Source organism: Nocardioides sp. Z24_21 (assembly GCF_058134345.1).
Genome location: NZ_JBYTTH010000001.1, coordinates 256246 through 282238, shown reverse-complemented (window position 1 = coordinate 282238; position 25993 = coordinate 256246). Strand labels below are relative to the sequence as shown.

The window sequence follows — 25993 nt, the reverse complement described above, 5'->3', positions numbered from 1 at the left end:
CTGACGGCCGGGACCGGCGTGTGGTTCGTCGGTGCGCGGGGCTCGGTGAGCGAGCGGCCCGAGCTGCATCCCGACGGCCTGGCCCCGTGAGCGCCCGCTCCGCGCTGCGCCGCGCGGTCGCGACGACCGCCCTCGCCGTCCTCGCCGCGCTCGCCGCGCTCGCGGCATGGGGGCCGGTGCCGCCGGCCGCCGCCCACGACGAGCTGCTCTTCTCCGACCCGTCCGAGGCGGGGGTGCTCGCAGCCCTGCCCTCGCGGGCCATCCTCACCTTCACCGGACCCGTCGCGGAGGTCCACGAGGTGAGCGTGACCGGTCCGGACGGGAGCGTGACCAACGGCGCCCCGACCGCCACCGGCCCCGAGGTCCGGCAGAACCTCTGGGCCGGGCCCGACGGCACCTACACCCTGACCTACGACGTGGTGTCCTCCGACGGCCACGAGATGGCCGGCGAGATCACGTTCGACGTCGGTGGGTCCGCCTCCGGCGAGGAGGGCACGGGATCATCCCCGCCCACTGACGACGACGGGTCGGGCAGCTCGCTCCGCGGGGTCGTGGTGCCGGCGGGTGTGGTGCTGCTGTCCGGCGCCTTCGCGCTCGCCCTCTGGCACCGCCGCCGCACCACCTAGCCGACAGGCTTCACCGCCAGCACGGCGCAGTCCGCACCGAGCAGGATGCGCTGCGCGACGCTGCCCATCAGCAGCTTGCCGACGGGGGAGCGTCGGCGCAGCCCGATCACCACCAGGTCGGCCGCGACGTCCTCGGCCACCGCCAGCACCTGGTCGCCGACGTCGGCGCCCATCGAGCGGCGCACCTCGACCTCGACGCCGGCCCCGCCCAGCTCGGTCGTCAGCGCGGCCAGCTGGTCGTCGTCGGCATAGCGCTCGTCGACGAGGGCGTCGCCGCGGGTGGCGTTGACCACCACGATCCGCCCCTCGCGCAGCCGCGCCTCCTCGACGCCGCGGCGCAGCGCCGCCTCGCCGAACTCGTCGGGGGTCCAGCCCACCACGATGGTCGTCATCGCACCTTCTCCTCGCTCCGGTCCGCGTCGCTGTCGTCTGGTGGAGTGCCGTCGTCGGTGAGCGCCACGCGCGCCGGGCGCACGGCGCGCAGCACGAGCGGCGCCACCACGACGACCACCACGATCACGTAGATCACCACGGCCAGCGGCTCGCTCCACAGCGCCGAGACGTCGCCGCCCGAGATCGCCATCGCCTCGCGCAGTCGGAACTCCATCAGCGGCCCGAGGATGACCCCCAGGATCAACGGCAGGACCGGCAGGGCGAAGCGGCGCATCAGCAGCCCGAGCAGGCCGAGCGCCAGCAGCAGGAGCAGGTCGAACGCCTGCAGGTTGGCCGCGTAGGCCCCCAGCGTGGCGAAGAACAGGATGCCGGCGTAGAGCTGCGGTCGCGGGATCCGCAGCAGCTTGGCCCACACCGGCGCGAGCGGCAGGTTGAGCACGAGCAGCAGGGCGTTGCCGACGAGCAGGCTCGCCAGCAGGGCCCACACCAGCTCGGGCTGCTCGGTCATCAGCTGCGGTCCCGGATCGATGCCGTAGCCCGAGAGCGCCGCGAGCATGACCGCCGACGTCGCCGTCACGGGCAGGCCGAGCGCGAGCAGCGGGACGAACGTGCCGGCGGCCGAGGCGTTGTTGGCCGCCTCCGGTCCGGCGACGCCCTCGATGGCACCGCGGCCGAACTCGTCGCGTCCCCGCCGCGCGGCGAGTCGCTTCTCGGTGATGTAGGACAGGAAGGTCGGGATCTCGGCGCCGCCCGCGGGCAGCGCGCCGAACGGGAAGCCGTAGGCCGTGCCGCGCATCCACGGCCCCCAGGAGCGCCTGAGGTCGGTGCCGCTCAGCCACGGCTGGCCGACCGGGATCACGTGCGCGGGCGTGCGGCGCAGGTGGGCGGCGACCCAGAACGCCTCGCCCAGGGCGAAGATCGCGACCGCGACCACCACCACGTCGATGCGCTCGGCGAGGAGGGGCTGGTCGAAGCTCAGCCGGGTCTGGCCGGTGTTGAGGTCGAGGCCGACGAGGCCGATGGTGAGGCCGAGGAACAGGGCGATGAACCCGCGCAGCCACGACCCGCCCAGCACGCTCGTGACCATCACCATCGTGAGGACCATCAGGGCGAAGTAGGACGGCGCGCCGATGTCGTTGGCGACCGACGCCAGGGCCGGGGCGAAGAAGACGACGAGCAGCGTGCCGATGGTGCCGGCGATGAACGACCCGATCGCGGCGGTGGCCAGGGCCTGGGAGGCGCGTCCGGCCTTCGCCATCAGGTTGCCCTCGAGCGCGGTCATCACCGACGCCGACTCACCGGGCGTGTTGAGCAGGATGGCCGTCGTCGAGCCGCCGTACATCCCGCCGTAGTAGATGCCGGCGAACATGATGAACGCGGGGATCGGGTCCATGCCGAAGGTGACCGGCAGCAGCAGCGCCACCGCCATCGCCGGCCCGATGCCGGGCAGCACGCCCACGAACGTGCCGAGCAGCACGCCGATGGCGGCGAAGAGCAGGTTCTGCGGGGTGAGGACGGAGCCGAAGCCGTCCATCAGGAGGGTGAGGTTGTCCATCAGAGCACCCCGTCCAGGATCCCGGCGGGGAGGATCACGCCCAGCACCTCGTGGAAGAAGTACCAGCTGCTCACCGACAGCACGGTGCCGACGATGGCGTCGCGCAGCAGCGTCCGGCTGCCCAGCGACCACGCGGCGCCGGTGAAGAGCAGCGCACCGCTGACGGCCCAGCCGAGGAAGGAGACGGTGAGCGCGGTGAACAGCAGCACGCCCACCAGCTTGAGGACGGTGACCCAGTCGGCGGGGTGCCGCAGGTCGACGTCCTCCCCGCCCTCGGCCTGCGGCACGTCTCCGCGCAGCGTCGCCACGACCAGCAGGAGGCCGAGCACCACGGTGACCGCTCCGATCACGTAGGGGAAGATCCGCGGCCCGACCGGGTCGCCGAAGCCGATCCGCAGGGTCGTCGCGTCGTAGAAGGTGTAGGCACCGACCACGACGAGCAGCGCCGCGAGGCCGAGCTGGGGGAGGTCGCGGTCGCGGCCAGGTGCGGTCCGCGGTGCCTCGGCGGGGGTGGGGGTGTCGACTGATGTGCTCACAGCAGGTCCAGCTCCTCGAGGGTGGTGGCGACCCGCTCGTCCTGCTCCCGGAGGAACGTCGCGAAGTCGTCGCCGGTCTTGAACTCGTCGATCCAGCCGTTCTCCTCGAGGGCCCGCTGCCACTCGGGGGTCGCGTGCATCGCCTCCAGGTCGGCGATCAGGTCCTGGCGCCGCTCCTCGCTGATGCCGGGGGGCGCGAAGACGCCGCGCCAGTTGGTGAAGACCAGGTCGATGCCGGACTCGGTGAGGGTGGGTGCCTCGCTGATGCCCTCGCCGTCGAGCCGCTCCTCGCCGGAGACGGCCAGCAGCCGCAGCTCGCCGGAGGAGAGCTGGCCGACGAACTCCCCGACGCCGGAGAAGCCGACGTCGATCTTGTTGCCGAGCAGCGCGCTCGTCAGCGGGCCGCCGCCGTCGTAGGCGACGTAGCGCAGCTCGCGCGGGTCGACGTCGACCGCCCCGGCGAGCTGCATCGGGAACAGGTGGTCGGGTCCGCCCGGTGACGAGCCGCCGCCGACGACGACGGAGCCCGGGTCGTCCTGCCAGGCCGCCACCAGGTCGTCGATGGTCTCGAAGGGGGAGTCCGCCGGCACCAGGACGCCCTCCTGGTCCGCGATGAGCTGGGCCAGCGGGGTGGCGTCGTCGAGCCGGTAGGGCGCGCCGAAGGAGTAGAGGGAGCCCACCACGCCGAGGCCGGCGGTCATCATCGTGCGCTCGTCGCCCTCGGCGTTCATCAGCCGGGTCATCGCCACCGACCCTCCGGCCCCGATCACGTTGGTCACCTCGAACGAGCCGCCGGTGATGTCGCCGTTCTCCATCACGGCCACGGCAGCGCGCCCGGTCTGGTCGTAGCCGCCGCCCGGGCTGTTGGGGATGAGCATCGTCATGTCGTCGCTGGCGTCGCCCCGGGTGACCCCACAGCCCGTCGCGAGCAGCACGACGGTGGCGAGTGCCGTCGCCGTGGCCGCGACCCGCCTGGTCCGTTGGCGCAGCATGTGGTCTCCCTCGCTCGATCGTGCCGACCCCCCGATGGTGCAAGACTCCTGTGGCGGACGTCACGATTGGCAAAGCAATGGAGGTTGTGGAACTTGTGGTCGCGCTGGCGGCCGGCGACGCTCGCCGGCCAGGTCCTGGTGCTCCAGCTGACGGTGCTGCTCGTCGTGGTCGCCGTGGCGAGCGTGGTGTCGGTGCAGCAGAGCGACGCCGACTTCCGCGACACCCGAGGCGCCCGGATGCGGGCCGCCGCCGAGTCGATGGCCAACATCGCGGCGGTGCGTGACCCGTTCGTGCAGGGCCTGGTCGAACGCCGTCGAGCGTCGCTGACGTCGTACACCCAGCGGGTGCGCAACAACTACCAGGCCGGGGGCGTCTACCTCGCCGACCCGGACGGGGTCGTGCTCGTCAGCAGCGACTTCGCCGGCCGGGGCCGGCAGGTCGACCTCGGCGGCAGCACCGTCCAGCAGCTGCGGACGTGGACCGGCGACGTCGACGACTTCGGCGATCGGGCCATCGCGGCGCAGGTGCCGATCATCGACGACCGGGGTGCCCTCGTCGGGATCTCGATGGTGGCGCAGTCCTACCCGTCCCTGGCCGAACGGGCACGCGGCGTGCTGCCCGACCTGCTCGCCGTCGCCGGTCTCGGGCTCGGCCTGGGCGTCGCCGGCTCGTTCCTGCTCTCCCGGCTGGTGCGCCGCCGCACGCGCGGGCTCGAGCCGGCGGCGATCGCCGCGCTCGCCGACCAGCGCGAGGCCCTGCTCCACTCGATCCGCGAGGGCGTCGTCGCGGTCGGGGAGGACGGCACCATCACCGTGGTGAGTGACAGCGCCCGCGAGCTCATCGGGCTCGAGGGCGATGTGCAGGGGCGCGCCGTCGACGACCTCGACCTCGACCCCGCCGTCCGCGACCTGCTCGCCGACGGCGCCGCGATCCGCGACCACGTGGTCGTGCTGGGCGAGCGCGTGCTGGTCGTCAACCGCAACCCGGTCGTGGAGGGCGGCAGGCGGGTCGCGTCGGTGACCACGCTCCGCGACCGCACCGAGCTGCTCGCCCTGCAGAGCGAGCTCAGCGCGCGGGAGTCGATCACCAACACGCTGCGCGCCCAGACCCACGAGTTCCACAACCAGCTGCACACGATCTCCGGGCTGGTGCAGCTCGGCGAGTACGACGAGGTGTCACGGCTCGTGGGGACCCTCAGCCGGCGGCGCCGCGAGATCTCCGACGCCGTGCTCGCGCACGTGGCCGACCCCGCCGTCGCCGCCCTGCTGATCGCCAAGACCAGCCTGGCGGCCGAGCGCGGGGTCGACCTGCGCGTGTCGGCGACCAGCAGCCTGCCCCGCCTCGACCCCGAGACGTCCACCGACGTGGGCACTGTCGTGGGCAACCTCGTCGACAACGCCGTCGACGCCTCGGTGTCGGTCGGCGGCACGGCGGTCGAGGTCGACCTGCGCCTCGTCGGCGACGTCGTGCACCTGGCCGTGACCGACACCGGGCCCGGCGTGCCCCCGGACGAGGTGGGCAGGATCTTCCGCCGCGGCTGGAGCTCGAAGGCACCCACCACCGAGGGACGGGGGGTCGGGCTGGCGCTGGTGCAGGTCGTCTGCGAACGTCGGGGCGGCGCGGTCGCGGTCCGCGCCGGGGTCGACGGCACCGGCGCGGTCTTCGAGGTGCGGCTGCCGGGAGCGGAGGTCGGATGAGCACGCGCACGCACCGTCCGCCGAGCAACACGACGCACGACGTCACGGTGCTGGTCGTCGACGACGACTTCATGGTCGCGCGCATCCACACGCAGTTCGTCGAGCGCACGGAGGGCTTCACGGTCGTCGGGGTCGCCAGCAGCGGGCAGGCGGCGCTCGACGAGGTGGCACGTCTGCGCCCCGACCTGGTGCTGCTCGACGTGCACCTGCCCGACATGACCGGCATCGAGGTGCTGCGACGGCTCCGGGCGGGCGGCGACGACGTCGGCGTGCTGGTGGTCACGGCGGCCCGGGAGGCCGACACGGTGCGCGCCGCCGCGTCCGGCGGGGCGGTCCACTACCTGGTGAAGCCGTTCGACTACGACGACCTGCGGGTGCGGCTCGAGTCGTTCCGCGCCGCGCTGCTGGCGCTCGCGGGCTCGGGAGCGCCCGCCCAGGACGACATCGACGCGGTGTTCGGCGCGGCCGCCGTCGGCGCGTCCCCCGGCCCGGGGAGGCTGCCCAAGGGCCTGAGCCCGGAGACGGCCGAGGTCGTGGCGGAGGCGCTCCGCGACACTGACGAGCTCTCCGCGGGGGAGTGCGCCGAGCGGGTCGGCATCTCCCGGGTCTCCGCCCGGCGCTACCTCGAGCACTTCGTGGCCCGAGGTCGGGCGGAGGTGCGGCTGCAGTACGGCGGGGCGGGGCGACCGGAGCGCCGCTACCGCTCGGTGGGCTCCTGAGACACGCCTGCGCGTCCCACCCCCGTGTCCGTTTCCCGCTGGTGGGGGGACAGCTCGGGGGTCAGGATGGAGCCATGACACCGACCGGGCACCTTGACGCCGAGGCCTGCTACCGCGCGGTCCGCAGCAGGGATCGCCGCTTCGACGGGGTCTTCTACACCGCAGTGCGCACCACCGGGATCTACTGCCGCCCGTCGTGCCCGGCGCGCACGCCCGCCGAGGGCAACGTCACCTTCCACCCCACGGCCGCCAGCGCGCATGCGGCAGGCTACCGCGCCTGCAAGCGCTGCCTGCCCGACGCGACGCCCGGCAGCCCCGAGTGGGACGTCGCGGCCGACGTCGCCGGCCGGGCGATGCGCCTGATCGCCGACGGCCTCGTCGACCGCGAGGGCGTCGACGGGCTGGCGCGCCGCGTCGGCTACACCCCGCGCCACCTCGGCCGGCTGCTGACCCAGGAGCTCGGCGCCGGGCCGCTGGCACTGGCGCGGGCCCGACGGGCCCAGAGCGCACGGGTGCTCATCGAGACGACCGACCTTCCGCTGACCGACGTGGCCTTCGCGGCCGGGTTCGCCAGCGTGCGGCAGTTCAACGAGACGCTGCGTGAGATCTACGCCGCCTCGCCCAGCCAGCTACGCGGCCGCCGCCACCGTGCCCCGAGCGCCGGCGCGGTGACCATGCGCCTGCCCGTCCGCACTCCCTTCGCCGGGCAGCGCCTGCTCGACTTCCTGGCCCACCACGTGGTGCCGGGCGTCGAGGTCGCCGGACCCGGCTGCTACGCGCGCACCCTCGACCTGCCGCACGGCAGTGGCACGGTGCGGCTCGAGCTGGCCGACCTCCCGGCGGGCGGCACCGGCTTCGTCACCGCCGAGTTCCTGCTCGAGGACCTGCGTGACACGGCCGCCGCGAGCGAGCGCGTACGCCGCCTGCTCGACGCCGACTGCGACCCGCGTGCCGTCGACGGCCACCTGGGCGCCGATCCCGTCCTGGGCCACCTCGTGCGCGCCACCCCGGGCCTGCGCGTCCCCGGGCAGGTCGACGGCGACGAGACCGCGATCCGCACCGTCATCGGCCAGCAGGTCAGCGTCGCCGGCGCCCGCACGGTCGCGGGCCGCCTCGTCGAGGCCCACGGGTGCCGCATCGAGTCGGAGGTGCCGGGCCTGACCCACCTCTTCCCCGACGCCGCGACCCTCGCGACGGCCGACCCCGCGACGCTGCCGATGCCGCGCGCGCGGGGCCGAGCGCTCGTCGGGCTCGCCGCCGCGCTCGCCGAGGGACGCGTCGTGCTCGACCGCGGTCCCGACCGCGACGACGTACGACGGGCGCTGCTCGAGCTGCCCGGCATCGGGCCGTGGACCGCCGACTACGTGGCGATGCGCGCCCTCGGGCACCCCGACGTCTTCCTCCCCACCGACCTCGCGGTGCGCCGGCTGCTGGCCGACCTGGGCGGCGATCCGGATCCCGAGAGCTGGAGACCCTGGCGCTCGTACGCCCTGATGCACCTCTGGAACACCCTCATGCCCGCCACCGCACCCACCGCTGCACCCATCGCCGCACCCGCCGCCCCACCCGAGGAGACCTGACATGTGGACCGTGATGCCCTCGCCCGTGGGCGACCTGCGCGTCGTCGAGCGCGACGGGTCGATCGTGGCGATCGAGTTCTCGCCGTTCCGCCAGCCGGCCGACGGCCGGCCGCTGGGCGCGCGCTCCGACGAGCACCCGGTGCTCGCCGAGGCCGTGCGGCAGCTGACGGCCTACTTCGACCGCGAGCTCACCGACTTCGACCTTCCGCTCGCCCCGGTCGGCACCGACTTCCAGCGGCGCGTGTGGTCGCAGCTCGAGCTGATCGGCTACGGCCGCACCGCGTCGTACGGCGAGATCGCCGGCCGGCTCGGGATGACCAACGCCGCCTCGCGTGCCGTCGGACTCGCCAACGGCCGCAACCCGATCCCCATCGTGGTGCCGTGCCACCGCGTCATCGGCGCCAACGGCACCCTGACCGGCTACGCCGGAGGCCTGCTCCGCAAGCAGCAGCTGCTCGAGCTCGAGCAGGACGCGCTGTTCTGACGGGCGGTCTCCGGGCCACCGCGCCGAGGCGGGTCGCGCGGACCATGACGTCCAGCTGGGCCCAGGCCCTGGCGGGGATCGTGGCCGAGGGCGGAGACGTGAGCCTGTCGCGGGCGTCGCTCATCACGTGTCCGACGCTGTTGATCGCCGGGGCACACGACCCGGTCTGCCCACCGGACCTGGTGCGGCAGATGGCCGACGCCATCACCCACGGCGCCTACCGCGAGGCAGCGGGAGCCGGCCACGACGTCCACGTGTCACACGCCGCCTGGCTGTCGGCGACCGTCGTCGACTGGCTCAGCGAGCACGAGGGCGCCCGTCCACGACTCCCGGGGAGCCCCTGCCCCTGCTCAGGCCGGAGCCCACTCCGGGTCGCGACCCGAGGCGGCCAGCACGCGCTCGAACGGCGTCGCGTCGGCGCCCACGGTCACGGCGGGGCCGAACATGCCCGGTGTGCCGTCGGTGTCGAAGCCGTCCACGAACTCCGCGAGCGCCCCGGCCGTCGCGTCGTCGCAGTCGAAGCCCCGGCCGGTGGCGCTGGCGAGGTCCCAGCCGTGCAGGACGATCTCGTCGAGGGCGACGAGGCCGGCCACCTGGCCGGGCAGGTCGACACCACCCGCGCGGGTCATCCCCTCCCACGCAGCCGGGTCGCGCCAGGCGGCGGCCAGCGCCGGCAGCTGGTGGGCGAGCGCCTCGCGCCAGCCGGGCTCGGCGTCCGGCCACCCCGCCTCGTCGGGACTGGTGTCGGTGAGCGGGCCGACCTCCTTGTCGGCGGCCGCGCGGAAGGCGAGCGTCAGCCCCACGAGGTGCTGGAGGAGCTGCCCGACGGTCCTGCCCTCGCAGGGAGTCGGCGCGGACAGCTGGTCGTCGGTGACGTCCACGACGACGTCGGCGAGCTGCTCGGCAGCGGGGGCGAGGTCCACGAGCTCGGTCATGCGTCCACCCTGCCCGAGGGTCGGCGGTGCTGAGAAGCCCTCGGGGCTACTCCAGGGGGCCGCTCCGGGGGCTGCTCCGGGGGCTACTCGGCGGCGGCGCGGCGCAACGACTCCGAGAGCCGGTCGGCCGCGGCGAGGACGGCGGGCGCGTGCATCCGCCCGGGCTGGCGCGAGAGGCGCTCGAGGGGACCGGAGACCGAGACCGCGGCGATCACCTTGCCGCCGGGGGAGCGGACCGGGGCCGACACCGAGGCGACGCCCTGCTCGCGCTCGCCCACCGACTGCGACCACCCGCGCCGGCGGATCCCCGACAGCGCCGTGGCGGAGAACGCGGCGTTCTGCAGGCCGCGGTGCATGCGCTCGGGGTCCTCCCAGGCAAGCAGGATCTGCGCGGCCGAGCCGGCGTTCATGGTCAGCTGTGAACCGACCGGGATGGTGTCGCGGAGTCCGGAGGGGCGCTCGGCAGCGGCCACGCACACGCGGTGCTCGCCTTGGCGGCGCCACAGCTGCGCGGACTCGCCGGTGATGTCGCGCAGCCGGGCCAGGACCGGGCCTGCGGAGGCGAGCAGGCGGTCCTCGCCGGCGGCGGCGGAGAGCTCGGCGAGCCGCGGGCCGAGCACGAACCGGCCCTGCATGTCGCGCGCGACGAGGCGGTGGTGCTCCAGGGCCACCGCGAGGCGGTGCGCAGTCGGGCGGGCCAGCCCGGTGCCGGCGACCAGGCCGGCGAGGGTGGCCGGTCCGGCCTCCAGCGCTGCGAGCACGAGCGCCGCCTTGTCGAGAACGCCGACGCCAGATCCGTTGTCCATATGCCGATATTGTCATCTCAGGGAGTGGGATGCAAGATGTAGCGTCGTTCCACCGCACGCAAAGAAGGAGATCGAGTCATGGGCAAGACCCTGTCCGAGAAGGTCTGGGACGAGCACGTCGTCCGGAGCGCCCCCGGGGAGCCCGACCTCCTCTACATCGACCTCCACCTGCTCCACGAGGTGACCTCGCCGCAGGCGTTCGACGGGCTCCGACTGGCCAATCGCCCGGTGCGCCGTCCCGACCTCACCCTCGCGACCGAGGACCACAACGTCCCCACCCTCGACTGGGACAAGCCGATCGCCGACCCGGTGAGCCGCACCCAGGTCGAGGCGCTGCGCAAGAACGCCGCCGAGTTCGGCGTGCGGCTCCACCCGCTCGGCGACGTCGAGCAGGGCATCGTCCACGTCGTCGGCCCCCAGCTGGGCCTGACCCAGCCGGGCATGACGATCGTGTGCGGCGACTCGCACACCTCCACTCACGGGGCCTTCGGCGCCATCGCCTTCGGCATCGGCACCTCCGAGGTCGAGCACGTCCTCGCCACGCAGACCCTCACCCAGGCGCGTCCGAAGACCATGGCGGTCACCGTCAACGGCAGCCTGCCCGAGGGGGTCACCGCCAAGGACCTCGTGCTGACCCTGATCACGCACACCGGCACCGGCGGCGGCCAGGGCTACATCGTGGAGTACCGCGGCCAGGCCATCGAGGAGCTCTCGATGGAGGGCCGCATGACGGTGTGCAACATGTCGATCGAGTGGGGGGCCAAGGCCGGCCTCATCGCTCCCGACCAGACCACCTTCGACTACATCGAGGGCAAGCCGGAGGCGCCCCAGGGCGCCGACTGGGACGCCGCCGTCGCGCACTGGAAGACGCTGCGCACCGACGACGACGCCGTCTTCGACAAGGAGATCGTGCTCGACGCGTCCACGATGACGCCGTTCGTCACGTGGGGCACCAACCCCGGCCAGGGTGCGCCCCTGGGCGCGAGCGTCCCGAGCCCCGACGACTTCGACGAGCCCAACGACAAGGTCGCGACCGAGAAGGCCCTGCAGTACATGGGCCTCGAGGCCGGCACTCCGCTGCGCGAGGTCAAGGTCGACACGGTGTTCGTGGGCTCCTGCACCAACGGTCGCATCGAGGACCTGCGGCTCGCCGCCTCGATCCTCGACGGCCGCCGGGTCGCCGACGACACCCGCATGCTGGTGGTGCCCGGGTCGGTGCGCGTACGCCTCCAGGCCGAGGCCGAGGGCCTCGACCGGGTCTTCGTCGCCGCGGGCGCCGAGTGGCGTGGCGCCGGCTGCTCGATGTGCCTGGGGATGAACCCCGACCAGCTCGCCCCCGGCGAGCGGAGCGCGTCGACGTCCAACCGCAACTTCGAGGGCCGCCAGGGCAAGGGCGGTCGTACGCACCTCGTCTCGGTGCCCGTCGCCGCGGCCACCGCCGTGCGCGGCACCCTCTCCTCGCCCGCCGACCTGGCTCCCGTCGCCGACCTGCAGGAGGTCTGACCCATGGACAAGTTCACCACCCACACCGGCGTCGGCGTGCCGCTCAAGCGCAGCAACGTCGACACCGACCAGATCATCCCGGCCGTCTACCTCAAGCGCGTCACGCGCACCGGCTTCGAGGACGGACTCTTCGCGGCGTGGCGCAACGATCCCGACTTCGTGCTCAACGACCCCACCTACGCCACGGGGTCGGTGCTCGTCGCCGGTCCCGACTTCGGCACCGGGAGCTCGCGCGAGCACGCCGTCTGGGCGCTGCAGAACTACGGCTTCAAGGTCGTCATCTCCTCGCGCTTCGCCGACATCTTCCGCGGCAACTCCGGCAAGGCCGGGCTGGTCGCGGCGCAGGTCGACGAGAAGGTCGTGCAGCGGCTGTGGGACTGGCTCGACGACAACCCCGGCGGCGAGATCACCGTCGACCTGGAGAGCCGCACCATCCGCGCGGGCGTCGGCGAGGACGCCGTCGAGGACTCCTTCGACATCGACGACTACACGCGCTGGCGGCTGCTCGAGGGCCTCGACGACATCGGCATCACGCTGTCGCACGACGCCGAGATCACCGCCTTCGAGGCGGGGCGACCGAGCTGGAAGCCCGTCACGGCCTGAAAAACCCCTGCAAACAAGGGCGATGGTGATTGTCCTCACCCTCCCATGTCCCTAGCGTGCTAGAGAGGGTCGAGCACGAGCTCGGCGTCCGAGGTTCATTGGGAAGGGAAGCTAGTGAACAAGTCAGAGCTCATCGACGCGCTCGCCGCGCGTTACGAGGGGAACCGCAAGCAGGCGGCCCACGCACTGGAGTCCGTGCTCGACACCATCACCCGCGAGGTCGCGAAGGGGGAGAAGGTCGCGATCACGGGCTTCGGCTCCTTCGAGAAGGCCGTCCGCAACGCGCGCTGGGTCCGCAACCCGCAGACCGGCGAGCGGATGAAGTCGAAGAAGAAGTCCGTGCCGAAGTTCTCCGCCGGCAAGGAGCTCAAGGACGTCATCTCGGGGTCGAAGAAGCTTCCGAGGCTGACGGCCGCGACGATGCCCAAGCCGCCCGGTGTCCGGGCCGCCGCGTCAGCCGTCACGGGAGCTGCCACCAAGAAGTCGGCACCGGCCAAGACCACGACCTCGAAGTCCACCGCGGCCAAGAAGTCCAGCACCGCCAAGTCCACGGCGTCCAAGACCACGACCGCCAAGAAGTCGACCGCCAAGAAGGCCGGCAGCTCCACCGCCAAGACCGCGTCCAAGACCGCGTCCAAGACCACCGCCTCCAAGGCGCCTGCGAAGAAGACGGCCACGAAGTCGACCGCGAGCAAGTCCACCAGCTCCTCGACGGCCAAGAAGGCACCGGCCAAGAAGACCACCACCAAGAAGACCACGGCCAAGAAGAGCACCGCGAAGAAGTCCTGACGCCGCAGCCCTGCTGCCGCGCCGACACGGGCGGGTCACCCCGAGCGGGTGGCCCGCCCGTCGCATGCCCGCGTCGTGTGCGGGCCGACGCCGGCCAGCAGCACGGTCTCCAGGTCGTCCGCGTCGTCGACGTCGGTGCGCACGCTGGTCGCGCGGGAGCCGACCTCCGCCGCGCCGGCCTGCTCGTGCCGTGACGCGGACGAGGGCCCGAACGCCGGGTCGAACCGCCCTGCAGCGGCGGCGTACAACGTGGTGCCCGCACCGGAGCGGTCGCGCACGAAGGCGCTGCGGCCGGCCGCGACCTGCTCGCGCACCTCGGCGAGCACCCCCGCGAGCTCCACGGGCCGAAGTCCCGGCAGGTCGGCGCACAGGGCCACCGGAACGGCGCCCGGCCAGCGGCGCGTCACCTCCGCCGCGGCCTGCACGAGGGTGGCGTTGAGGTCGTCGCTCACGCCGTCGGGGATCACCGCGCACCCGAGGGTGCGCACGGCGGCGGCGAGGCGGTGGTCGTCGGTCACGACGAGGACCGCGTCCACGCCCGGCGTCGCGGCGGCGGCCTGCACGGTGTCGAGCGCGAACGCCTCGGCGAGGGCACGGCGTTCGTCGTCGCCGAGCCCCGTCAGCCGGGACTTGCCGTGGGCGGGCGGCTTGACGGGCACGACGACCACGTAGCGGTCGGTGGGGGCGACGACGGACACCCGGAGATCCTGCCACCCGGGTCCAGCGTGCCGGTGTGGTCCCTGCGCCGCGCCGACCGGATAGCCTGCTCGCGACACACAGGAGCATCCGGGCCGGGCCCGCGAGCACAGCAGGATCGGGAGGGGTGACGGTGCGCGTCAGGAAGCTGGAGCGGAAGCGTGGCTGGGCGATGACCGTCGCCGCGTCGATCCTCAAGCCGACCCTGCTCACCGCCACCTCGCGGACCTGGATCGACGGCGAGAAGATCCCGGCCACGGGCGGTTGCATCGTGGCGATCAACCACCTCTCGCACGTCGACCCGCTGCTCTCGGCGCACTTCGTCTACGACCACGGCCGGCTGCCGCGCTACCTCGCGAAGTCCGGGCTGTTCACCAACAAGTACCTCGGCGCCTTCCTCACCGCTGCCGGCCAGATCCCCGTCGAGCGGCTCAGCCGCAACGCGATCGGCGCCTACGACGCCGCGGTGCAGGCGATCAACGACGGCGAGTGCCTCATCGTCTACCCCGAGGGCACGCTGACCCGCGACCCCGACCTGTGGCCGATGAAGGGCAAGACCGGGGCGGCGCGGATCGCGCTGGCGACCGGCTGTCCCGTGATCCCGGTCGGGCAGTGGGGTGCCCAGGACGTGCTCCCGCCCTACACCAAGCGGCCGCACCTCGTGCCGCGCAAGACCATCGTGATGAAGGCCGGCGACCCCGTCCCGCTCGACGACCTCCTCGCGCGGCCGCAGTCGGCGGAGACCATCGCCGCCGCGACCGAGCGCATCATGGCCGCGATCACCGCCCTCGTCGCCGACATCCGTGGCGAGGACGCCCCGGAGCAGCGCTTCGACCCGCGCGCCAGCGGCGTACGCGAGATCGGCAACCCCCGCGACGAGGCACCCGTCCGGGGCCACCGCACGAACAGGAAGCGCACCCGATGACGAAGATCGCAGTGTTCGGTGCCGGGTCGTGGGGCACCGCCTTCTCGCTCGTGCTGGCCGACGCCGGCAACGACGTGGCCATCTGGGCGCGGCGCGAGGAGGTCGTGGAGGCGATCAACGATCGCCGCGAGAACACCGACTACCTGCCGGGCGTCGAGCTGGCGCCGTCGATCACGGCGTCGACCGACCCAGAGAAGGTCGCCGCCCACGCCGACGTCGTCGTGCTGGCCGTGCCGTCCCAGAGCCTCCGCGAGAACCTCACGGAGTGGGCCCCGGTCCTGCCGGAGCAGGCCACCCTGGTCTCGCTGATGAAGGGCGTCGAGCTCGGCTCCCTGATGCGGATGAGCGAGGTCATCCAGGAGGTCACCGACGGGCCGGGCGACCGGATCGCGGTCATCAGCGGCCCCAACCTGGCGCGCGAGATCGCCCGCCGCGAGCCCGCCGCCTCGGTCGTCGCCTGCGTCGACGAGGACCGGGCCAAGCACCTCCAGGCCCTCACCCACGGCCCGTCGTGGCGTCCCTACACCTCCGTCGACGTCCTCGGGTGCGAGATCGGCGGCGCCTACAAGAACGTCGTGGGTCTCGCCGTCGGGATGGCGGTCGGCCTGGGCTTCGGCGACAACACGACCGCGTCGGTGATCACCCGCGGTCTCGCCGAGACCGCCCGCCTCGCCACCGCCCAGGGCGCCAACCCGCTGACCCTCATGGGGCTCGCCGGCCTCGGCGACCTGGTCGCCACGTGTTCCTCGCCGCTCTCGCGCAACCGCACCTTCGGCGAGCGCCTCGGCCAGGGCATGACGACCGCCGACATCTACGCCACGACGCGCCAGGTCGCCGAGGGTGCCAAGTCCTGCAAGTCGCTGCTCGAGCTGGCCCGGCGCACCGGCGTGGACGCCCCGATCGCCGAGGCCGTCGACGCCGTCGTCGACGGCAAGATGACCGCGCTCGACATGATGAACTCGTTCATCGCCCGCGACACCAAGCCCGAGCTGCACTGAGACGCCCGGTTCTGACCGAGGTACGAGGTCGGGACGTGGGGGCGGGCAGATCGAGCAAGCGACGCGACTGAGGAGCGAAGTCGCACGAGCGCCTCGAGATCCGGTCGGCCGGGACACGACTTCCAGAGCCTGACTCGAACATCACTCGTACCAGGTACGAGTGAACTGCGACCCAGCTGCTCAGCCCCGCCCCGCCACGACGTCGCACGCCCCGACCGGGCCGCTGGCGACCTCGGCGGTCACGGAGGACTTCGTGCCCTCGACGACCCGCTGTCCGTCGCGCTCCTCGATGTCGGACAGCTCGTGCTGGGTCATGGCCTCGACGGACAGGACCATCACGAAGGTCTCGCCGTCACGGACCGCGCCCGGCGGGAGGGTCACCTTGACCATCTCCTGGCCGATCTGGAGGGACATGCCCACCTCGCGGCCCACCTCGGCGTAGCGGCCAGGTGCGCACCCCTGGAGGTCGGGGAGATAGGTGATGTCCGCCGCGATCCCGTGCTCCTCCAACGCGCGCTCGAGACCGGCGGCGTCCTGGGGGCGGTTGATCTGGACCTCGATGGTGCCTGCGTTGCCCTCCTGCACCGAGTACGCACGCGTCGTCCCGAGCCCCGGCACGAGGACGACTCCCACGACCGCGGTGGCGGCGACGCCTGCCGCGACGGCGAGGGCACGACGACGCGTACGACGTGGGGCGGGGGCGACGGCCGGCGCCGTCGCCACCTCGCGGCGCAGGCCGATGAGGAGGCGGGACTCGAAGGTGTCGAGCTCGGGCGGGGGAGGGGTGTGCGTGCTCATGCGGTCACCTCGAAGGGGCTGGGAAGGACGTCCTGGAGCCGGGTCCGAGCCCGGTGGTAGCGGACGCGGGCATTGCCGGCGGAGATGCCGAGGGCGTGCGCCGCCTCGGTGAGGCTGAGCCCGTCGACGGCCACGAGCTCGACGACGGCTCGCTGCTTGTCCGGCAGGGACGCGAGCGAGCGGTGGAGCTGACGTGCCATCCGCTCCCCGTCGATGCGATCGGCGATGCGTTCGGCGGACTGCTCGTCGAGGAGCGCCCGCCCGGACAGCCGGCCGTGCGCCCGCGACTCCCGCACCCGGCGACGGACGTCGTCGGCGACGACGTGCCGGGCGATGCCGGCCAGCCAAGCGCTGGCGGTGCCGGCGGTGGCGTCGTAGCGTGCTGCGCTGTCGATGACGGCGAGGAAGATGTCGGCCGTCAGGTCGGCCGCGGTGTGCGGGTCGTCGACCCGGCGCGCCACGAAACGGCGTACCCAGGCCAGGTGCGCGCGGTAGAACGCCTCGAAGGCGTCGGGGTCGCGCCCGATGCCGGAGATGTCGGCGACATCGGTTGGTGGCTCCATGCCCGTACTTCGCCCCATGGGGCTGAAGCGTTACACGCGCGCTGCGCAGCCGTCAGCCGACGCACCCGTCGAGCGCGGTGCGCAGGTCGTCCCAGAGGTCCTCGACGTCCTCGATGCCGACGGAGAGCCGCACCAGGCCGTCGGGGATGGTGGCCGCCTCGGCCTTCCACCGCCGGCGGCGCTCCAGGCTCGACTCGACGCCGCCGAGCGACGTGGCGTGGATCCACAGGCGGGTCTTGCGGCTGAGCAGGTCGGCGGCCACCTCGCCCTGGGCGAGCACGATGCTGACGATCGCGCCGAAGCCGGGGTAGCGCACCTCCGACAGCGCGGGGTGCTCGGCGAGCCGGCGGGCCAGCTCCTGGGCGTTGGCCTGCGCGCGCTCGACGCGCAGGTGCAGGGTGCGCAGGCCGCGCAGGGTCAGCCACGCCTCGAACGGGCCGGGGATCGCCCCGACGAGGTCGCGACGTCCCTTGAGCACGCCGTGGAGCTCGTCGTCGCGGGTGACGATCGCGCCCATCTGCACGTCGGAGTGCCCGGCGAGGTACTTGGTGGCGGAGTGCACGACGATGTCGACGTCGTCGTCGAGGGGCCGCTGGAGCAGGGGAGTGGCGAAGGTGTTGTCGACCACGACGTACGCCCCGGCCTCGTGCGCCGCCTTCGTGATCGTGGGGATGTCGGCGACCTCCAGGGCCGGGTTGGTGGGCGACTCCAGCCACACCAGCGCGGCGCCGTCGCAGGCCGCCACCACCGCGTCGGTGTCGGTGACGTCGACCAGCTCCGCCCTGAGCCGGCCCCGGGCCTCCAGGTCGGCGAGCTGCATGATCGTGCCGGTGTAGCCGTGCCGTGGCGCGACGACCTTTCCCTCCGCGCCCACCAGGTCGAGCACGGTGGCGACCGCGGCCAGGCCGGAGGCGAAGGTCAGGCAGCGGCCGCCCTCCAGGGCGCCGAGCGCGTCCTCCAGCGCCGTCCACGTCGGGTTGCCGTAGCGCCCGTACTCCACCTCGCCGCCGGCGACGTAGGTCGCCGCCATCGTGATCGGGGTGTTGAGCGGCGCGTCGGGGACCTTGTCGGGCCGACCGGCCGTGACGGCGATCGTCGCGGGCCTGAGCGGTGAGTCTGCAGCCATACGCGCCAGCGTAGGTGGATAGGGTCGAGGCGATGAACGACACTCCCCCCGGCACGCCCACAGCCCCCACCCCCGACTCCTCGCCAGACTTCTCGGCGGCCTTCTCGGCGGTCGGCGGTGCGCGCAAGCCGCGCGTCGCCGTCGTCTTCGGGGGCCGCTCCTCCGAGCACGGCATCTCCTGCGTCACCGCAGGCAGCGTGCTGGCCGCGATCGACCGGGAGGCCTACGACGTGGTGCCGGTCGGGATCGCCACCGACGGGCGGTGGGTGCTCGAGCGCGACGAGCCGGCGCGTCTTGCGATCCGGGGCAGCGACCTCCCGCAGGTCGACGCCGACCGGTCGCCCGTCGCGCTGCGGGGCGCGACCACGGGCACCGACCTCGTCGTCACCGAGGCGTCCAGCGTCCCGTCGGTCATCGGCGAGGTCGACGTGGTGTTCCCGCTGCTCCACGGGCCGTGGGGCGAGGACGGCACCCTCCAGGGCATGCTCGAGATGGCCGGCGTGCGCTACGTCGGCTCCGGCGTGCTCGCCTCGGCGATCGGCATGGACAAGGCCTACATGAAGGTGGTCCTGCAGGCCGCCGGGCTGCCGGTCACGCCCGGCATCGTCGTGACCCGCACCGAGTGGGAGCAGGACCCCCTCGGCTGCCGCGCCCGGATCGAGGAGCTCGGGTTCCCGTCGTTCGCCAAGCCGGCCCGCGCCGGCTCGAGCATGGGCATCAGCAAGGTCCACGACGCCACCGAGGTCGCGGACGCGCTCGAGGAGGCGTTCCGCCACGACCCCAAGGTGCTCGTCGAGCACTCGATGGAGGGTGCCCGCGAGGTGGAGTGCGGCGTGCTCGGCACGTTCGAGGGACCGCCCGAGACCTCGCGCCCCGGCGAGGTGCGCACCGGCGGAGACCACGAGTTCTACGACTTCGAGGCCAAGTACCTCCCCGACCAGCACACCGAGATCGACATCCCCGCCCACGTCTCCGCCGAGACCGAGCAGGAGTTGCGCGCGATGGCGGTGCGGGCGTTCCAGGCGCTGTCGTGCGAGGGGCTCGCCCGGGTCGACTTCTTCCTCATGCCCGACGGGTCGCTGGTGATCAACGAGCTCAACACGATGCCCGGCTTCACGCCCACCTCGATGTACCCGCAGCTCTGGGCGGCCACCGGCATGTCCTACCCCGACCTCGTCGACCGGCTCGTCCAGCTGGCGCTGCGCCGCGACACCGGCCTGCGCTGAGCGGTCACAGGCAGGATCACCGGCAGGATCCCAGCCAGGGTCACAGGCAGGGGAGGCCCTCGCGCAGGTGCTCCTTCAGCGCCGGCGCCAGGTCGGCGAGCGCGCGGTCGATCCCCTCGGTGCGGTAGTCGGCGGGCACCGTGAGCTCGACGAGCGGGTCGAGGGTGAGGGCCACCGGCGTCGCGGTCTCCGAGATGTCGGTGAGCTGGTCCGGGGTGACGTACCAGCCGACGCCCGCGATGACGCTGCACTCCGCCGTGGGCTCGTAGTCGTCGGGCCGCTCCACGCCGCAGGACAGGACGTAGGCCGGATCGCCCCAGGCCGCGCCGAGCGCCCCGGCGGGCTCCACGTCGCGCCGCTCCTGGCCGGCGAGCGTGTCGGGGAGGTCGGCGACCAGCGCCTCGCACGCGGCGCGGTCGCGCTCGGACAGGTCGACGTCGTCGATCCTCGGCGCGCCCGAGCACCCGGTGCCCGCCCACAGGACGAGGACGCCGAGGGCGACGGACGTGACGACGCCCCGGCCCGTGGTGGGGCCGAGGCGTCGAGGCGGCTGCACGGGGGCCGGGTCGCTCAGATGTGGACGACCGGGCAGGTGAGCGTGCGGGTGATGCCGTCGAGGTTCTGCACCTTGGACACGACGAGCTTGCCCAGCTCGTCGACGTTCTTGGCCTCGGCGCGGACGATCACGTCGTAGGGACCGGTGACGTCCTCGGCGAGCGTGACGCCGTTGACCTGCGCGATCTCGCGGGCGACCTCGGCGGCCTTGCCGACGTCGGTCTGGATCAGGATGTAGGCCTGGACGACCATCGTGGACTCCTCGGTCTCGTTCATCGGGTGTGACGGACACAACCTATCGCGCGGCGAGCCGGCCCCGACAGGGGACGGGTGCGACCCGGGCGGCCTGCCGTCTGGTGGGATGGGCCCATGGCACTGGCAGCGGACGCAACCCTCGGTGAGGCCGGCGAGTTCGGCCTCATCGCCGAGCTCATCGCCCAGCTCGGCGATGCCACCGATCCCGACGAGCACGTGCTCGTCGGCCCCGGCGACGACGCCGCCGTGCTGCGGGTCAAGCGCGGCCACGTCGTGGTCTCCACCGACCTGATGGTCGAGGGCCGCCACTTCCGCCGCGACTGGGCCAGCGCCGCCGACGTGGGCCACCGGGCCGCGGCGCAGAACCTCTCGGACGTCAACGCCATGGGCGGGGTCGCCCGCCACCTCACCCTCGGCCTGGCCGCGCCCGCGGACCTCCCGGTGGCGTGGGCGCTCGACTTCGCCCGGGGCGTCGCCGAGGAGTGTGCCGGCATCGGCGCGACCGTCGTCGGCGGCGACCTGACCCGCGCCGACCAGCTGACGATCGCGGTCACCGTCCTCGGCGAGTGCGCCCAGGCGCCGGTCCTGCGCTCGGGCGCCCGGCCGGGCGACGTGCTCGCGCTGACCGGCCGCCAGGGCTGGGCAGCCGGAGGGCTGGCCGTCCTCGGCCGCGGGTTCCGCTCGCCGCGGGTGCTGGTGGAGGCCTACCGCCGCCCCGAGCCGCCGTACGCAGCAGGCCGGGTGGCCGCCGAAGCGGGGGCGACCTCGCTCATCGACATCTCCGACGGCCTGCTGGCCGAGGCCGGGCACATCGCCGACGCGAGCGGTGTGGCGATCGACGTCCGCACCGGGGCGTTCGAGATCCCCGAGCCGCTCCAGGCCGTGGGCGCGGCCCTCGGCGCCGACCCGATGCAGTTCATCCTCGGCGGCGGTGACGACCACTCCCTGCTGGCCACCTTCCCCGACGTGGCGTCGGTGCCCGCCGGGTGGCAGGTGATCGGCGAGGTGCTCGAGGGGGAGGGCGTCACCGTCGACGGCGGGGCGTACGACGGCCCCACCGGCTGGACCCACTTCTGAGTCTCCTGGCCCCTGAGTCTCCTGGAGACTCAACGCCGACCTGACCGCGCCGGGCGGGCTCGCCCGGCGCCGATCGGCGGCGATCGGTGCCGACCTGGAGGGGGAGTCTGACACTTCGAGGGGGTTGCAACGGCCTCCAGGTGTCGGAGTCCCCGCTCGAGCGGGGACTCCGACAAGCCGCCAGAAGCCGCGGACACCACCCACGCACGACGAAGCCCCCGGCGCAGAGCGGCGGGGGCTTCGATCGACGACGTCAGGTCAGCGGGAGACCTTGCCGGCCTTGAGGCAGCCGGTGCAGACGTTGAGGCGCTTGGGCGTGCCGTTGACGGTCGCCCGGACGCGCTGGATGTTGGGGTTGAAACGACGCTTGGTGATCTTGCGCGACCAGGGACGGTTGTTTCCGAAGCCCGGCTTCTTGGCGCAGATGTCGCAGACGGCAGCCACCGTGCACTCCGATCCGTTCGAGGTTGATAGAGATGTTCGTGAGGCCCGCACCCCGCATGAAGCGGCAGCAGGCAACCGCGCAAGAGTAGCCGAGGACCCGGGGCGGGATGAAATCGTAGCCCCGCGCAATGCGGGCACTAGCCTGTGGCGCGCACCACATCGCCCCACCTTGCGCGATGAGAACCCGCCGGAACCCCTGACAACCCACGAGAACCCGGAGCAGACCGACCCGATGGAGCACGTCACCCACGGCATCACCCTCGACGGTGTCGCGCGGTTCGTCGACATCGCGACGGACGCGCTCTCGTCGGCGCGCGAGGAGATCGACGCGCTCAACGTCTACCCGGTGCCCGACGGCGACACCGGCACCAACATGTTCCTCACCGTCTCCGCGGCCCGCGACGCGCTGCGCGAGGCGATGGCGGACGACCCCGGGCTCGCGCTCGGCGACGGGATGGCCGTGCTCGCCCGGGCCGCGCTCATGGGCGCTCGCGGCAACTCCGGGGTGATCCTCAGCCAGATGCTGCGTGCCTACGTACGTCACCTCGCCGGCGCCGCGGTCGCCGACCGGCCGGCCGAGACGATCGCCGCGGCGATGGCCGAGGCGACCGAGGCCAGCTACGCCGCCGTCGGCGTCCCCGTCGAGGGCACCATCCTCACCGTCGCCCGGGCCGCCTCGGACGCGGCGGTCGAGGCGGCGGCGGGCGGGGCGCGCACCCGCGACGTGTTCACCGCAGCGGCGGCCGCCGCCCGCGCGGCCCTGCTGCGCACGCCCGAGCAGCTCGACGTGCTGGCCCAGGCCGGGGTCGTCGACGCCGGCGGCCGCGGGCTCTGCGTCGTGCTCGACGCGGTCGAGACCACCGCCACCGGACGCCGGCCCACGCCGTCCTCGGCCCCCCTCGGCACGCACCACATCCCCGTGGCCACGCTGGCCCCGGGTGACGACCTGACCGAGGACGGCCCCGGCTACGAGGTGATGTACCTGCTCGACGTCGACCCCGAGAGGGAGCAGGAGCGGGTCGTCGAGCTCCGTGCGCGGCTCGGACCGCTCGGCGACAGCCTGGTGGTCGTCGGGGGCGAGGGCCTGTGGAACGTGCACGTGCACGTCGACGACGTCGGCGCCGCCATCGAGGCCGGGATCGCCGCCGGCCGGCCGCACCGCATCCGGGTCACCCACTTCGCCGACCTGGTCGCCGGCCGGCAGAGGGCCTCGACCCGTTCGGGCCGTCGCGTCGTCGCGGTCGCCGCCGGCGACGGACTGGCCGAGCTGTTCGCGTCGGCCGGCGCGGTCGTCGTGCCCGGCGGGCCCGGCCGTCGCCCGTCGACCGGCCAGCTCCTCGAGGCGGTCGTCCAGTGCGGCGCGCACGAGGTCGTGGTGCTCCCCAACGACGCCGACAGCGTGCGGGCCGCGGAGATCGCGGCGCGTACGGCCGAGGCGGAGCACGACGTCACCGTCGAGGTGATCCCGACGCACGCGCAGGTGCAGGGCCTGGCCGCCATCTCGGTCCATGAGCCCGGTCGTGCCTTCGACGCCGACGTCCGCGAGATGACCGCGACCGCCCGCCACGTGCGCCACGGCGCGGTGACCGTCGCCGCCCGCCGGGCCATCACGATGGCCGGCCCGTGCGAGCCCGGCGACGCGCTCGGCGTCATCGCGGGCGACTTCGCGGTGGTCGGCTCCGACCTGGGCGAGGTCGCCACCGACGTGCTGGAGCGCCTCCTCGCCGGCGGTGGCGAGCTGGTGACGATCGTGTCGGGCGACGGAGGCGAGGAGCTCGCCCGCCAGATCGCCGCCCACGTCGAGCAGCGCCACCCCCACGTCGACGTGGCGGTCCACGACGGCGGCCAGTCGCGCTACCCCCTGCTGGTCAGCGTGGAGTGAGCGGCAGGATTCACGCATGGTCGCGATCACCCCGGACAGCCCCATCGGGGCGGTGTTCGGCAACCACCACAAGAAGCGCAAGCTGGCCGAGGAGGGCCTCGGGCTCGAGACGGTCGGCGACCTGCTGCGCCACTTCCCGCGCCGCTACGTCGCGGCCACCGAGCTCTCGGAGGTCGCCACGCCCGTCGTCGGCGACCAGCTCACGATCGTGGGGGAGGTGCGCTCGTGCGAGAGCGCGTCCTTCTTCAGCGGCAACCGCCGCCAGTTCCGGACGACGGTGCGGCTGCGGACCGACGGCCCCGACTTCTCCGTCACCCTGTTCAGCCCCTACGCCACCATGGTCGAGCGCCACGAGGCCGAGTTCCGCCCCGGGGCGCGGGCCGTCTTCACCGGCAGGGCCAAGCAGTTCCGCGGCAGCTGGCAGCTCGAGCAGCCCCACGGGTTCGCGCTCGACGGCCCGGACGCACCGCGGTTGAGCAAGCTGATGCCGGTCTATCCGCTGACCGCCAAGCTCTACACCTGGGACATCCAGAAGGTCGTGGCGACGGCGCTCGACCTCGTCACCGACGTCCCGGACGTGCTGACTCCCGAGCTGCGCGAGCGCTTCGGCGTGCTCGACGTGATGCAGGCGCTGCGCTGGATCCACGCCCCGGACGACTGGACGCAGGTCGGCGCCGCGCAGAAGCGGTTCCGCTTCGAGGAGGCGCTGGTGCTCCAGCTCGTCCTCGCCCGCCGGCGCGCCGCCCACCGGGCCCAGGGCGCGCGGGCCCGCGTGCGCCGCGGCGACGGGTTGCTGGCCGCCTTCGACGAGCGGCTGCCGTTCGAGCTCACCGGCGGTCAGCGCGAGATCGGCGACCTCGTCGCCGAGGAGCTCGGCCGCGACCACCCGATGAACCGCCTGCTCCAGGGCGAGGTGGGCTCGGGCAAGACCCTGGTCGCCCTGCGCGCGATGCTCCAGGTGGTCGACGCCGGGGGACAGGCCGCCCTCCTCGCCCCGACCGAGGTCCTGGCCCAGCAGCACCACCGCTCCGTCTCCGCCATGCTCGGCGACCTCGCCCAGGGCGGCATGCTCGGCGGCGACCCGCGCGCCACCCAGGTCGTGATGCTCACCGGCTCGATGGGCAAGGCGGCCCGCCAGGAGGCGATGCTGCGGATCGTGACCGGCGAGGCCGGCATCGTCATCGGCACCCACGCGCTGCTCGAGGACCGGGTGGAGTTCGCCGACCTCGGCCTCGTGGTGGTCGACGAGCAGCACCGCTTCGGCGTGGAGCAGCGCGCGGCGCTGACCGACAAGGCCGGCTCGCCTCCGCACGTGCTCGTGATGACGGCGACGCCGATCCCGCGCACGGTCGCGATGACGGTCTTCGGCGACCTCGAGACGTCCGTCCTCGCCGAGCTGCCCGCGGGCCGCGCGCCGATCCAGACCAACGTCGTGCCGCTGGCCGAGCAGCCCACCTGGATCGAGCGGGTGTGGCAGCGGGTGCGTGAGGAGGTCGAGCAGGGGCACCAGGCGTACGTGGTGTGCCCCCGCATCTCCGGCGACGCGGGGGAGGAGGGCGAGACCGACCAGCTCGACTTCGACGACGAGGGGGCCGAGATCGCGCCCAAGCGGTCGCTCGCGGCGGTCGAGGAGGTCCACGCCGAGCTGGCGGCCGGCGCTCTCGCCGGGCTCCGCACCGCCGTCCTGCACGGGCGGATGGCGCCCGACGACAAGGACCGCACGATGCGCGCCTTCGCCGCCGGGGAGATCGACGTCCTGGTGTCCACGACGGTCATCGAGGTCGGCGTCGACGTCCACAACGCCACCACGATGGTGCTCCTCGACGCCGACCGGTTCGGCGTCTCCCAGCTCCACCAGCTGCGCGGCCGGGTCGGTCGTGGCGGCCTGCCCGGGCTGTGCCTGCTCGTCTCGCACGCCGACGCCGGCAGCCCGGCGCGCGAGCGCCTCGACGCCGTCGCCTCGACCACGGACGGCTTCGAGCTGAGCCGCGTCGACCTCGAGCAGCGGCGCGAGGGCGACGTGCTCGGCGCCAACCAGTCGGGCTTCCACTCCAGCCTCGTCACACTTCGGGTACTCCGCGACGAGAAGACGATCGTCCGGGCCCGCGAGGCCGCGGAGGCGCTACTCTCCGAGGACTTCGCGCTCGGGCAGGCGCCCGACCTGGCCGCCGCGGTTGCCGAGGTCGAGCTCTCGGCGGTGTCGGGATTCATGGAGAAGGGCTGAGCACG

The 25993-nt window shown here is 73.4% G+C and carries 27 protein-coding genes and 1 pseudogene; 15 read left to right on the top strand and 13 right to left on the bottom strand.

Annotated elements, in window-relative coordinates:
- Positions 1-86 precede the first annotated feature (86 nt).
- Positions 87-626 carry a copper resistance CopC family protein gene (locus AC3X7Z_RS01400; protein ID WP_489974756.1) on the top strand — a complete coding sequence of 180 codons (540 nt, stop codon included), beginning with the start codon at positions 87-89 and terminating at the stop codon, positions 624-626.
- Here AC3X7Z_RS01400 and AC3X7Z_RS01395 read toward each other — a convergent pair.
- The 4 genes from AC3X7Z_RS01395 to AC3X7Z_RS01380 are packed head-to-tail and all read right to left on the bottom strand — an operon-like array spanning position 623 to position 4102.
- Positions 623-1018, bottom strand: a complete 396-nt coding sequence (locus AC3X7Z_RS01395) for a universal stress protein (RefSeq protein ID WP_186340886.1) — start codon at positions 1016-1018, stop codon at positions 623-625. The genes AC3X7Z_RS01400 and AC3X7Z_RS01395 overlap by 4 nt on opposite strands.
- The gene (locus AC3X7Z_RS01390) at positions 1015-2574 is read right to left on the bottom strand and encodes a tripartite tricarboxylate transporter permease (RefSeq protein ID WP_186340887.1); all 1560 of its coding nucleotides are present in this window, start codon (positions 2572-2574) and stop codon (positions 1015-1017) included. The genes AC3X7Z_RS01395 and AC3X7Z_RS01390 overlap by 4 nt, the downstream gene beginning before the upstream one ends.
- On the bottom strand, positions 2574-3110 hold the full coding sequence (locus AC3X7Z_RS01385; protein ID WP_489974755.1) for a tripartite tricarboxylate transporter TctB family protein: 537 nt from the start codon (positions 3108-3110) through the stop codon (positions 2574-2576). The genes AC3X7Z_RS01390 and AC3X7Z_RS01385 overlap by 1 nt, the downstream gene beginning before the upstream one ends.
- Entirely contained in the window at positions 3107-4102 is a 996-nt protein-coding gene (locus AC3X7Z_RS01380) for a Bug family tripartite tricarboxylate transporter substrate binding protein (protein WP_186340889.1), read from the bottom strand. Before AC3X7Z_RS01380 ends, AC3X7Z_RS01385 begins: the two co-directional genes overlap by 4 nt.
- A gap of 93 nt (positions 4103-4195) precedes the next feature.
- On the opposite strand from AC3X7Z_RS01380, the gene AC3X7Z_RS01375 reads away from it, so the two are divergent.
- The 5 genes and pseudogenes from AC3X7Z_RS01375 to AC3X7Z_RS01355 form a co-directional block, all read left to right on the top strand.
- Positions 4196-5800: a sensor histidine kinase gene (locus AC3X7Z_RS01375; RefSeq protein ID WP_489974754.1), complete on the top strand. Its 1605-nt coding sequence runs from the start codon at positions 4196-4198 to the stop codon at positions 5798-5800.
- Positions 5797-6519, top strand: coding sequence for a response regulator (locus AC3X7Z_RS01370; RefSeq protein ID WP_489974753.1), 723 nt, complete (start codon positions 5797-5799; stop codon positions 6517-6519). Before AC3X7Z_RS01375 ends, AC3X7Z_RS01370 begins: the two co-directional genes overlap by 4 nt.
- Positions 6520-6593: 74 nt before the next feature.
- Positions 6594-8099, top strand: a complete 1506-nt coding sequence (locus tag AC3X7Z_RS01365; protein ID WP_489974752.1) for an AlkA N-terminal domain-containing protein — start codon at positions 6594-6596, stop codon at positions 8097-8099.
- A 1-nt stretch (position 8100) separates the two neighbouring features.
- The gene (locus AC3X7Z_RS01360) at positions 8101-8583 is read left to right on the top strand and encodes a methylated-DNA--[protein]-cysteine S-methyltransferase (protein ID WP_186340893.1); all 483 of its coding nucleotides are present in this window, start codon (positions 8101-8103) and stop codon (positions 8581-8583) included.
- A gap of 44 nt (positions 8584-8627) precedes the next feature.
- Positions 8628-8876 (top strand): annotated as a pseudogene (locus tag AC3X7Z_RS01355) (alpha/beta fold hydrolase); the annotation flags it as partial.
- Positions 8877-8933: 57 nt separating this feature from the next.
- Here the strand turns inward: AC3X7Z_RS01355 and AC3X7Z_RS01350 are convergent.
- The gene (locus tag AC3X7Z_RS01350) at positions 8934-9518 is read right to left on the bottom strand and encodes a TIGR03086 family metal-binding protein (protein ID WP_489974751.1); all 585 of its coding nucleotides are present in this window, start codon (positions 9516-9518) and stop codon (positions 8934-8936) included.
- A gap of 83 nt (positions 9519-9601) precedes the next feature.
- A complete protein-coding gene (locus AC3X7Z_RS01345) occupies positions 9602-10324 on the bottom strand; it encodes an IclR family transcriptional regulator (protein WP_186340895.1) in 723 nt (240 codons plus the stop codon).
- 78 nt (positions 10325-10402) lie between these two features.
- Here AC3X7Z_RS01345 and leuC point away from each other — a divergent pair, with 78 nt between their 5' ends.
- The 3 genes from leuC to AC3X7Z_RS01330 all read left to right on the top strand — a co-directional run bounded on the left by leuC (position 10403) and on the right by AC3X7Z_RS01330 (position 13219).
- On the top strand, positions 10403-11827 hold the full coding sequence (gene leuC, locus AC3X7Z_RS01340) for a 3-isopropylmalate dehydratase large subunit (protein WP_186340896.1): 1425 nt from the start codon (positions 10403-10405) through the stop codon (positions 11825-11827).
- Positions 11828-11830: 3 nt separating this feature from the next.
- Complete coding sequence (gene leuD, locus AC3X7Z_RS01335) at positions 11831-12430, top strand: 3-isopropylmalate dehydratase small subunit (RefSeq protein ID WP_186340897.1); 600 nt, start codon at positions 11831-11833, stop codon at positions 12428-12430.
- Positions 12431-12544: 114 nt separating this feature from the next.
- A complete protein-coding gene (locus AC3X7Z_RS01330; protein ID WP_489974750.1) occupies positions 12545-13219 on the top strand; it encodes an HU family DNA-binding protein in 675 nt (224 codons plus the stop codon).
- Positions 13220-13254: 35 nt separating this feature from the next.
- Here AC3X7Z_RS01330 and cofC read toward each other — a convergent pair whose 3' ends face one another.
- Positions 13255-13917 carry a 2-phospho-L-lactate guanylyltransferase gene (cofC, locus tag AC3X7Z_RS01325; protein WP_489974749.1) on the bottom strand — a complete coding sequence of 221 codons (663 nt, stop codon included), beginning with the start codon at positions 13915-13917 and terminating at the stop codon, positions 13255-13257.
- A 125-nt stretch (positions 13918-14042) separates the two neighbouring features.
- Here cofC and AC3X7Z_RS01320 point away from each other — a divergent pair, with 125 nt between their 5' ends.
- A complete protein-coding gene (locus AC3X7Z_RS01320; RefSeq protein ID WP_489974748.1) occupies positions 14043-14840 on the top strand; it encodes a lysophospholipid acyltransferase family protein in 798 nt (265 codons plus the stop codon).
- A complete protein-coding gene (locus AC3X7Z_RS01315) occupies positions 14837-15838 on the top strand; it encodes an NAD(P)H-dependent glycerol-3-phosphate dehydrogenase (protein ID WP_489974747.1) in 1002 nt (333 codons plus the stop codon). The genes AC3X7Z_RS01320 and AC3X7Z_RS01315 overlap by 4 nt, the downstream gene beginning before the upstream one ends.
- A gap of 180 nt (positions 15839-16018) precedes the next feature.
- On the opposite strand, the gene AC3X7Z_RS01310 is transcribed toward AC3X7Z_RS01315, so the two are convergent.
- The 3 genes from AC3X7Z_RS01310 to AC3X7Z_RS01300 are packed head-to-tail and all read right to left on the bottom strand — an operon-like array spanning position 16019 to position 18325.
- Positions 16019-16636 (bottom strand): hypothetical protein, encoded by a 618-nt coding sequence (locus AC3X7Z_RS01310; protein WP_489974746.1) that lies wholly within the window; start codon positions 16634-16636, stop codon positions 16019-16021.
- Complete coding sequence (locus AC3X7Z_RS01305; RefSeq protein ID WP_489974745.1) at positions 16633-17199, bottom strand: RNA polymerase sigma factor; 567 nt, start codon at positions 17197-17199, stop codon at positions 16633-16635. The genes AC3X7Z_RS01310 and AC3X7Z_RS01305 overlap by 4 nt, the downstream gene beginning before the upstream one ends.
- 52 nt (positions 17200-17251) lie before the next feature.
- Complete coding sequence (locus AC3X7Z_RS01300; RefSeq protein WP_489974744.1) at positions 17252-18325, bottom strand: trans-sulfuration enzyme family protein; 1074 nt, start codon at positions 18323-18325, stop codon at positions 17252-17254.
- Positions 18326-18357: 32 nt separating this feature from the next.
- Here AC3X7Z_RS01300 and AC3X7Z_RS01295 point away from each other — a divergent pair, with 32 nt between their 5' ends.
- Positions 18358-19551: a D-alanine--D-alanine ligase family protein gene (locus AC3X7Z_RS01295; protein ID WP_489974743.1), complete on the top strand. Its 1194-nt coding sequence runs from the start codon at positions 18358-18360 to the stop codon at positions 19549-19551.
- A 40-nt stretch (positions 19552-19591) separates the two neighbouring features.
- Here AC3X7Z_RS01295 and AC3X7Z_RS01290 read toward each other — a convergent pair whose 3' ends face one another.
- Together AC3X7Z_RS01290 and AC3X7Z_RS01285 are read right to left on the bottom strand one after the other, a co-directional pair.
- Positions 19592-20107, bottom strand: coding sequence for a DUF3515 domain-containing protein (locus AC3X7Z_RS01290; RefSeq protein WP_489974742.1), 516 nt, complete (start codon positions 20105-20107; stop codon positions 19592-19594).
- Positions 20108-20121: 14 nt separating this feature from the next.
- Entirely contained in the window at positions 20122-20358 is a 237-nt protein-coding gene (locus AC3X7Z_RS01285) for an Lrp/AsnC family transcriptional regulator (RefSeq protein ID WP_090972075.1), read from the bottom strand.
- 117 nt (positions 20359-20475) lie between these two features.
- Here AC3X7Z_RS01285 and AC3X7Z_RS01280 point away from each other — a divergent pair, with 117 nt between their 5' ends.
- Complete coding sequence (locus tag AC3X7Z_RS01280) at positions 20476-21438, top strand: thiamine-phosphate kinase (RefSeq protein WP_489974741.1); 963 nt, start codon at positions 20476-20478, stop codon at positions 21436-21438.
- Between the two features lie 258 nt (positions 21439-21696).
- On the opposite strand, the gene rpmB is transcribed toward AC3X7Z_RS01280, so the two are convergent.
- Entirely contained in the window at positions 21697-21882 is a 186-nt protein-coding gene (gene rpmB, locus AC3X7Z_RS01275; protein ID WP_056602600.1) for a 50S ribosomal protein L28, read from the bottom strand.
- Between the two features lie 232 nt (positions 21883-22114).
- On the opposite strand from rpmB, the gene AC3X7Z_RS01270 reads away from it, so the two are divergent.
- Both AC3X7Z_RS01270 and AC3X7Z_RS01265 read left to right on the top strand, forming a co-directional pair.
- Positions 22115-23764, top strand: coding sequence for a DAK2 domain-containing protein (locus AC3X7Z_RS01270; RefSeq protein ID WP_489974740.1), 1650 nt, complete (start codon positions 22115-22117; stop codon positions 23762-23764).
- Between the two features lie 16 nt (positions 23765-23780).
- On the top strand, positions 23781-25988 hold the full coding sequence (locus AC3X7Z_RS01265; protein ID WP_489974739.1) for an ATP-dependent DNA helicase RecG: 2208 nt from the start codon (positions 23781-23783) through the stop codon (positions 25986-25988).
- The last annotated feature ends 5 nt before the right edge of the window (positions 25989-25993 follow it).

Bases quoted from the DNA above. Each gene is read 5' to 3' on its own strand.
- AC3X7Z_RS01360 (WP_186340893.1), top strand. From the start codon at position 8,101: ATGTGGACCGTGATGCCCTCGCCCGTGGGCGACCTGCGCGTCGTCGAG.
- AC3X7Z_RS01270 (WP_489974740.1), top strand. From the start codon at position 22,115: ATGGAGCACGTCACCCACGGCATCACCCTCGACGGTGTCGCGCGGTTC.
- AC3X7Z_RS01305 (WP_489974745.1), bottom strand. From the start codon at position 17,199: ATGGAGCCACCAACCGATGTCGCCGACATCTCCGGCATCGGGCGCGAC.
- AC3X7Z_RS01265 (WP_489974739.1), top strand. From the start codon at position 23,781: ATGGTCGCGATCACCCCGGACAGCCCCATCGGGGCGGTGTTCGGCAAC.
- AC3X7Z_RS01370 (WP_489974753.1), top strand. From the start codon at position 5,797: ATGAGCACGCGCACGCACCGTCCGCCGAGCAACACGACGCACGACGTC.
- AC3X7Z_RS01315 (WP_489974747.1), top strand. From the start codon at position 14,837: ATGACGAAGATCGCAGTGTTCGGTGCCGGGTCGTGGGGCACCGCCTTC.
- AC3X7Z_RS01345 (WP_186340895.1), bottom strand. From the start codon at position 10,324: ATGGACAACGGATCTGGCGTCGGCGTTCTCGACAAGGCGGCGCTCGTG.
- AC3X7Z_RS01365 (WP_489974752.1), top strand. From the start codon at position 6,594: ATGACACCGACCGGGCACCTTGACGCCGAGGCCTGCTACCGCGCGGTC.
- AC3X7Z_RS01395 (WP_186340886.1), bottom strand. From the start codon at position 1,018: ATGACGACCATCGTGGTGGGCTGGACCCCCGACGAGTTCGGCGAGGCG.
- AC3X7Z_RS01310 (WP_489974746.1), bottom strand. From the start codon at position 16,636: ATGAGCACGCACACCCCTCCCCCGCCCGAGCTCGACACCTTCGAGTCC.
- leuD (WP_186340897.1), top strand. From the start codon at position 11,831: ATGGACAAGTTCACCACCCACACCGGCGTCGGCGTGCCGCTCAAGCGC.
- AC3X7Z_RS01285 (WP_090972075.1), bottom strand. From the start codon at position 20,358: ATGGTCGTCCAGGCCTACATCCTGATCCAGACCGACGTCGGCAAGGCC.
- AC3X7Z_RS01350 (WP_489974751.1), bottom strand. From the start codon at position 9,518: ATGACCGAGCTCGTGGACCTCGCCCCCGCTGCCGAGCAGCTCGCCGAC.
- AC3X7Z_RS01390 (WP_186340887.1), bottom strand. From the start codon at position 2,574: ATGGACAACCTCACCCTCCTGATGGACGGCTTCGGCTCCGTCCTCACC.
- AC3X7Z_RS01280 (WP_489974741.1), top strand. From the start codon at position 20,476: ATGGCACTGGCAGCGGACGCAACCCTCGGTGAGGCCGGCGAGTTCGGC.
- AC3X7Z_RS01380 (WP_186340889.1), bottom strand. From the start codon at position 4,102: ATGCTGCGCCAACGGACCAGGCGGGTCGCGGCCACGGCGACGGCACTC.
- AC3X7Z_RS01300 (WP_489974744.1), bottom strand. From the start codon at position 18,325: ATGGCTGCAGACTCACCGCTCAGGCCCGCGACGATCGCCGTCACGGCC.
- leuC (WP_186340896.1), top strand. From the start codon at position 10,403: ATGGGCAAGACCCTGTCCGAGAAGGTCTGGGACGAGCACGTCGTCCGG.
- AC3X7Z_RS01295 (WP_489974743.1), top strand. From the start codon at position 18,358: ATGAACGACACTCCCCCCGGCACGCCCACAGCCCCCACCCCCGACTCC.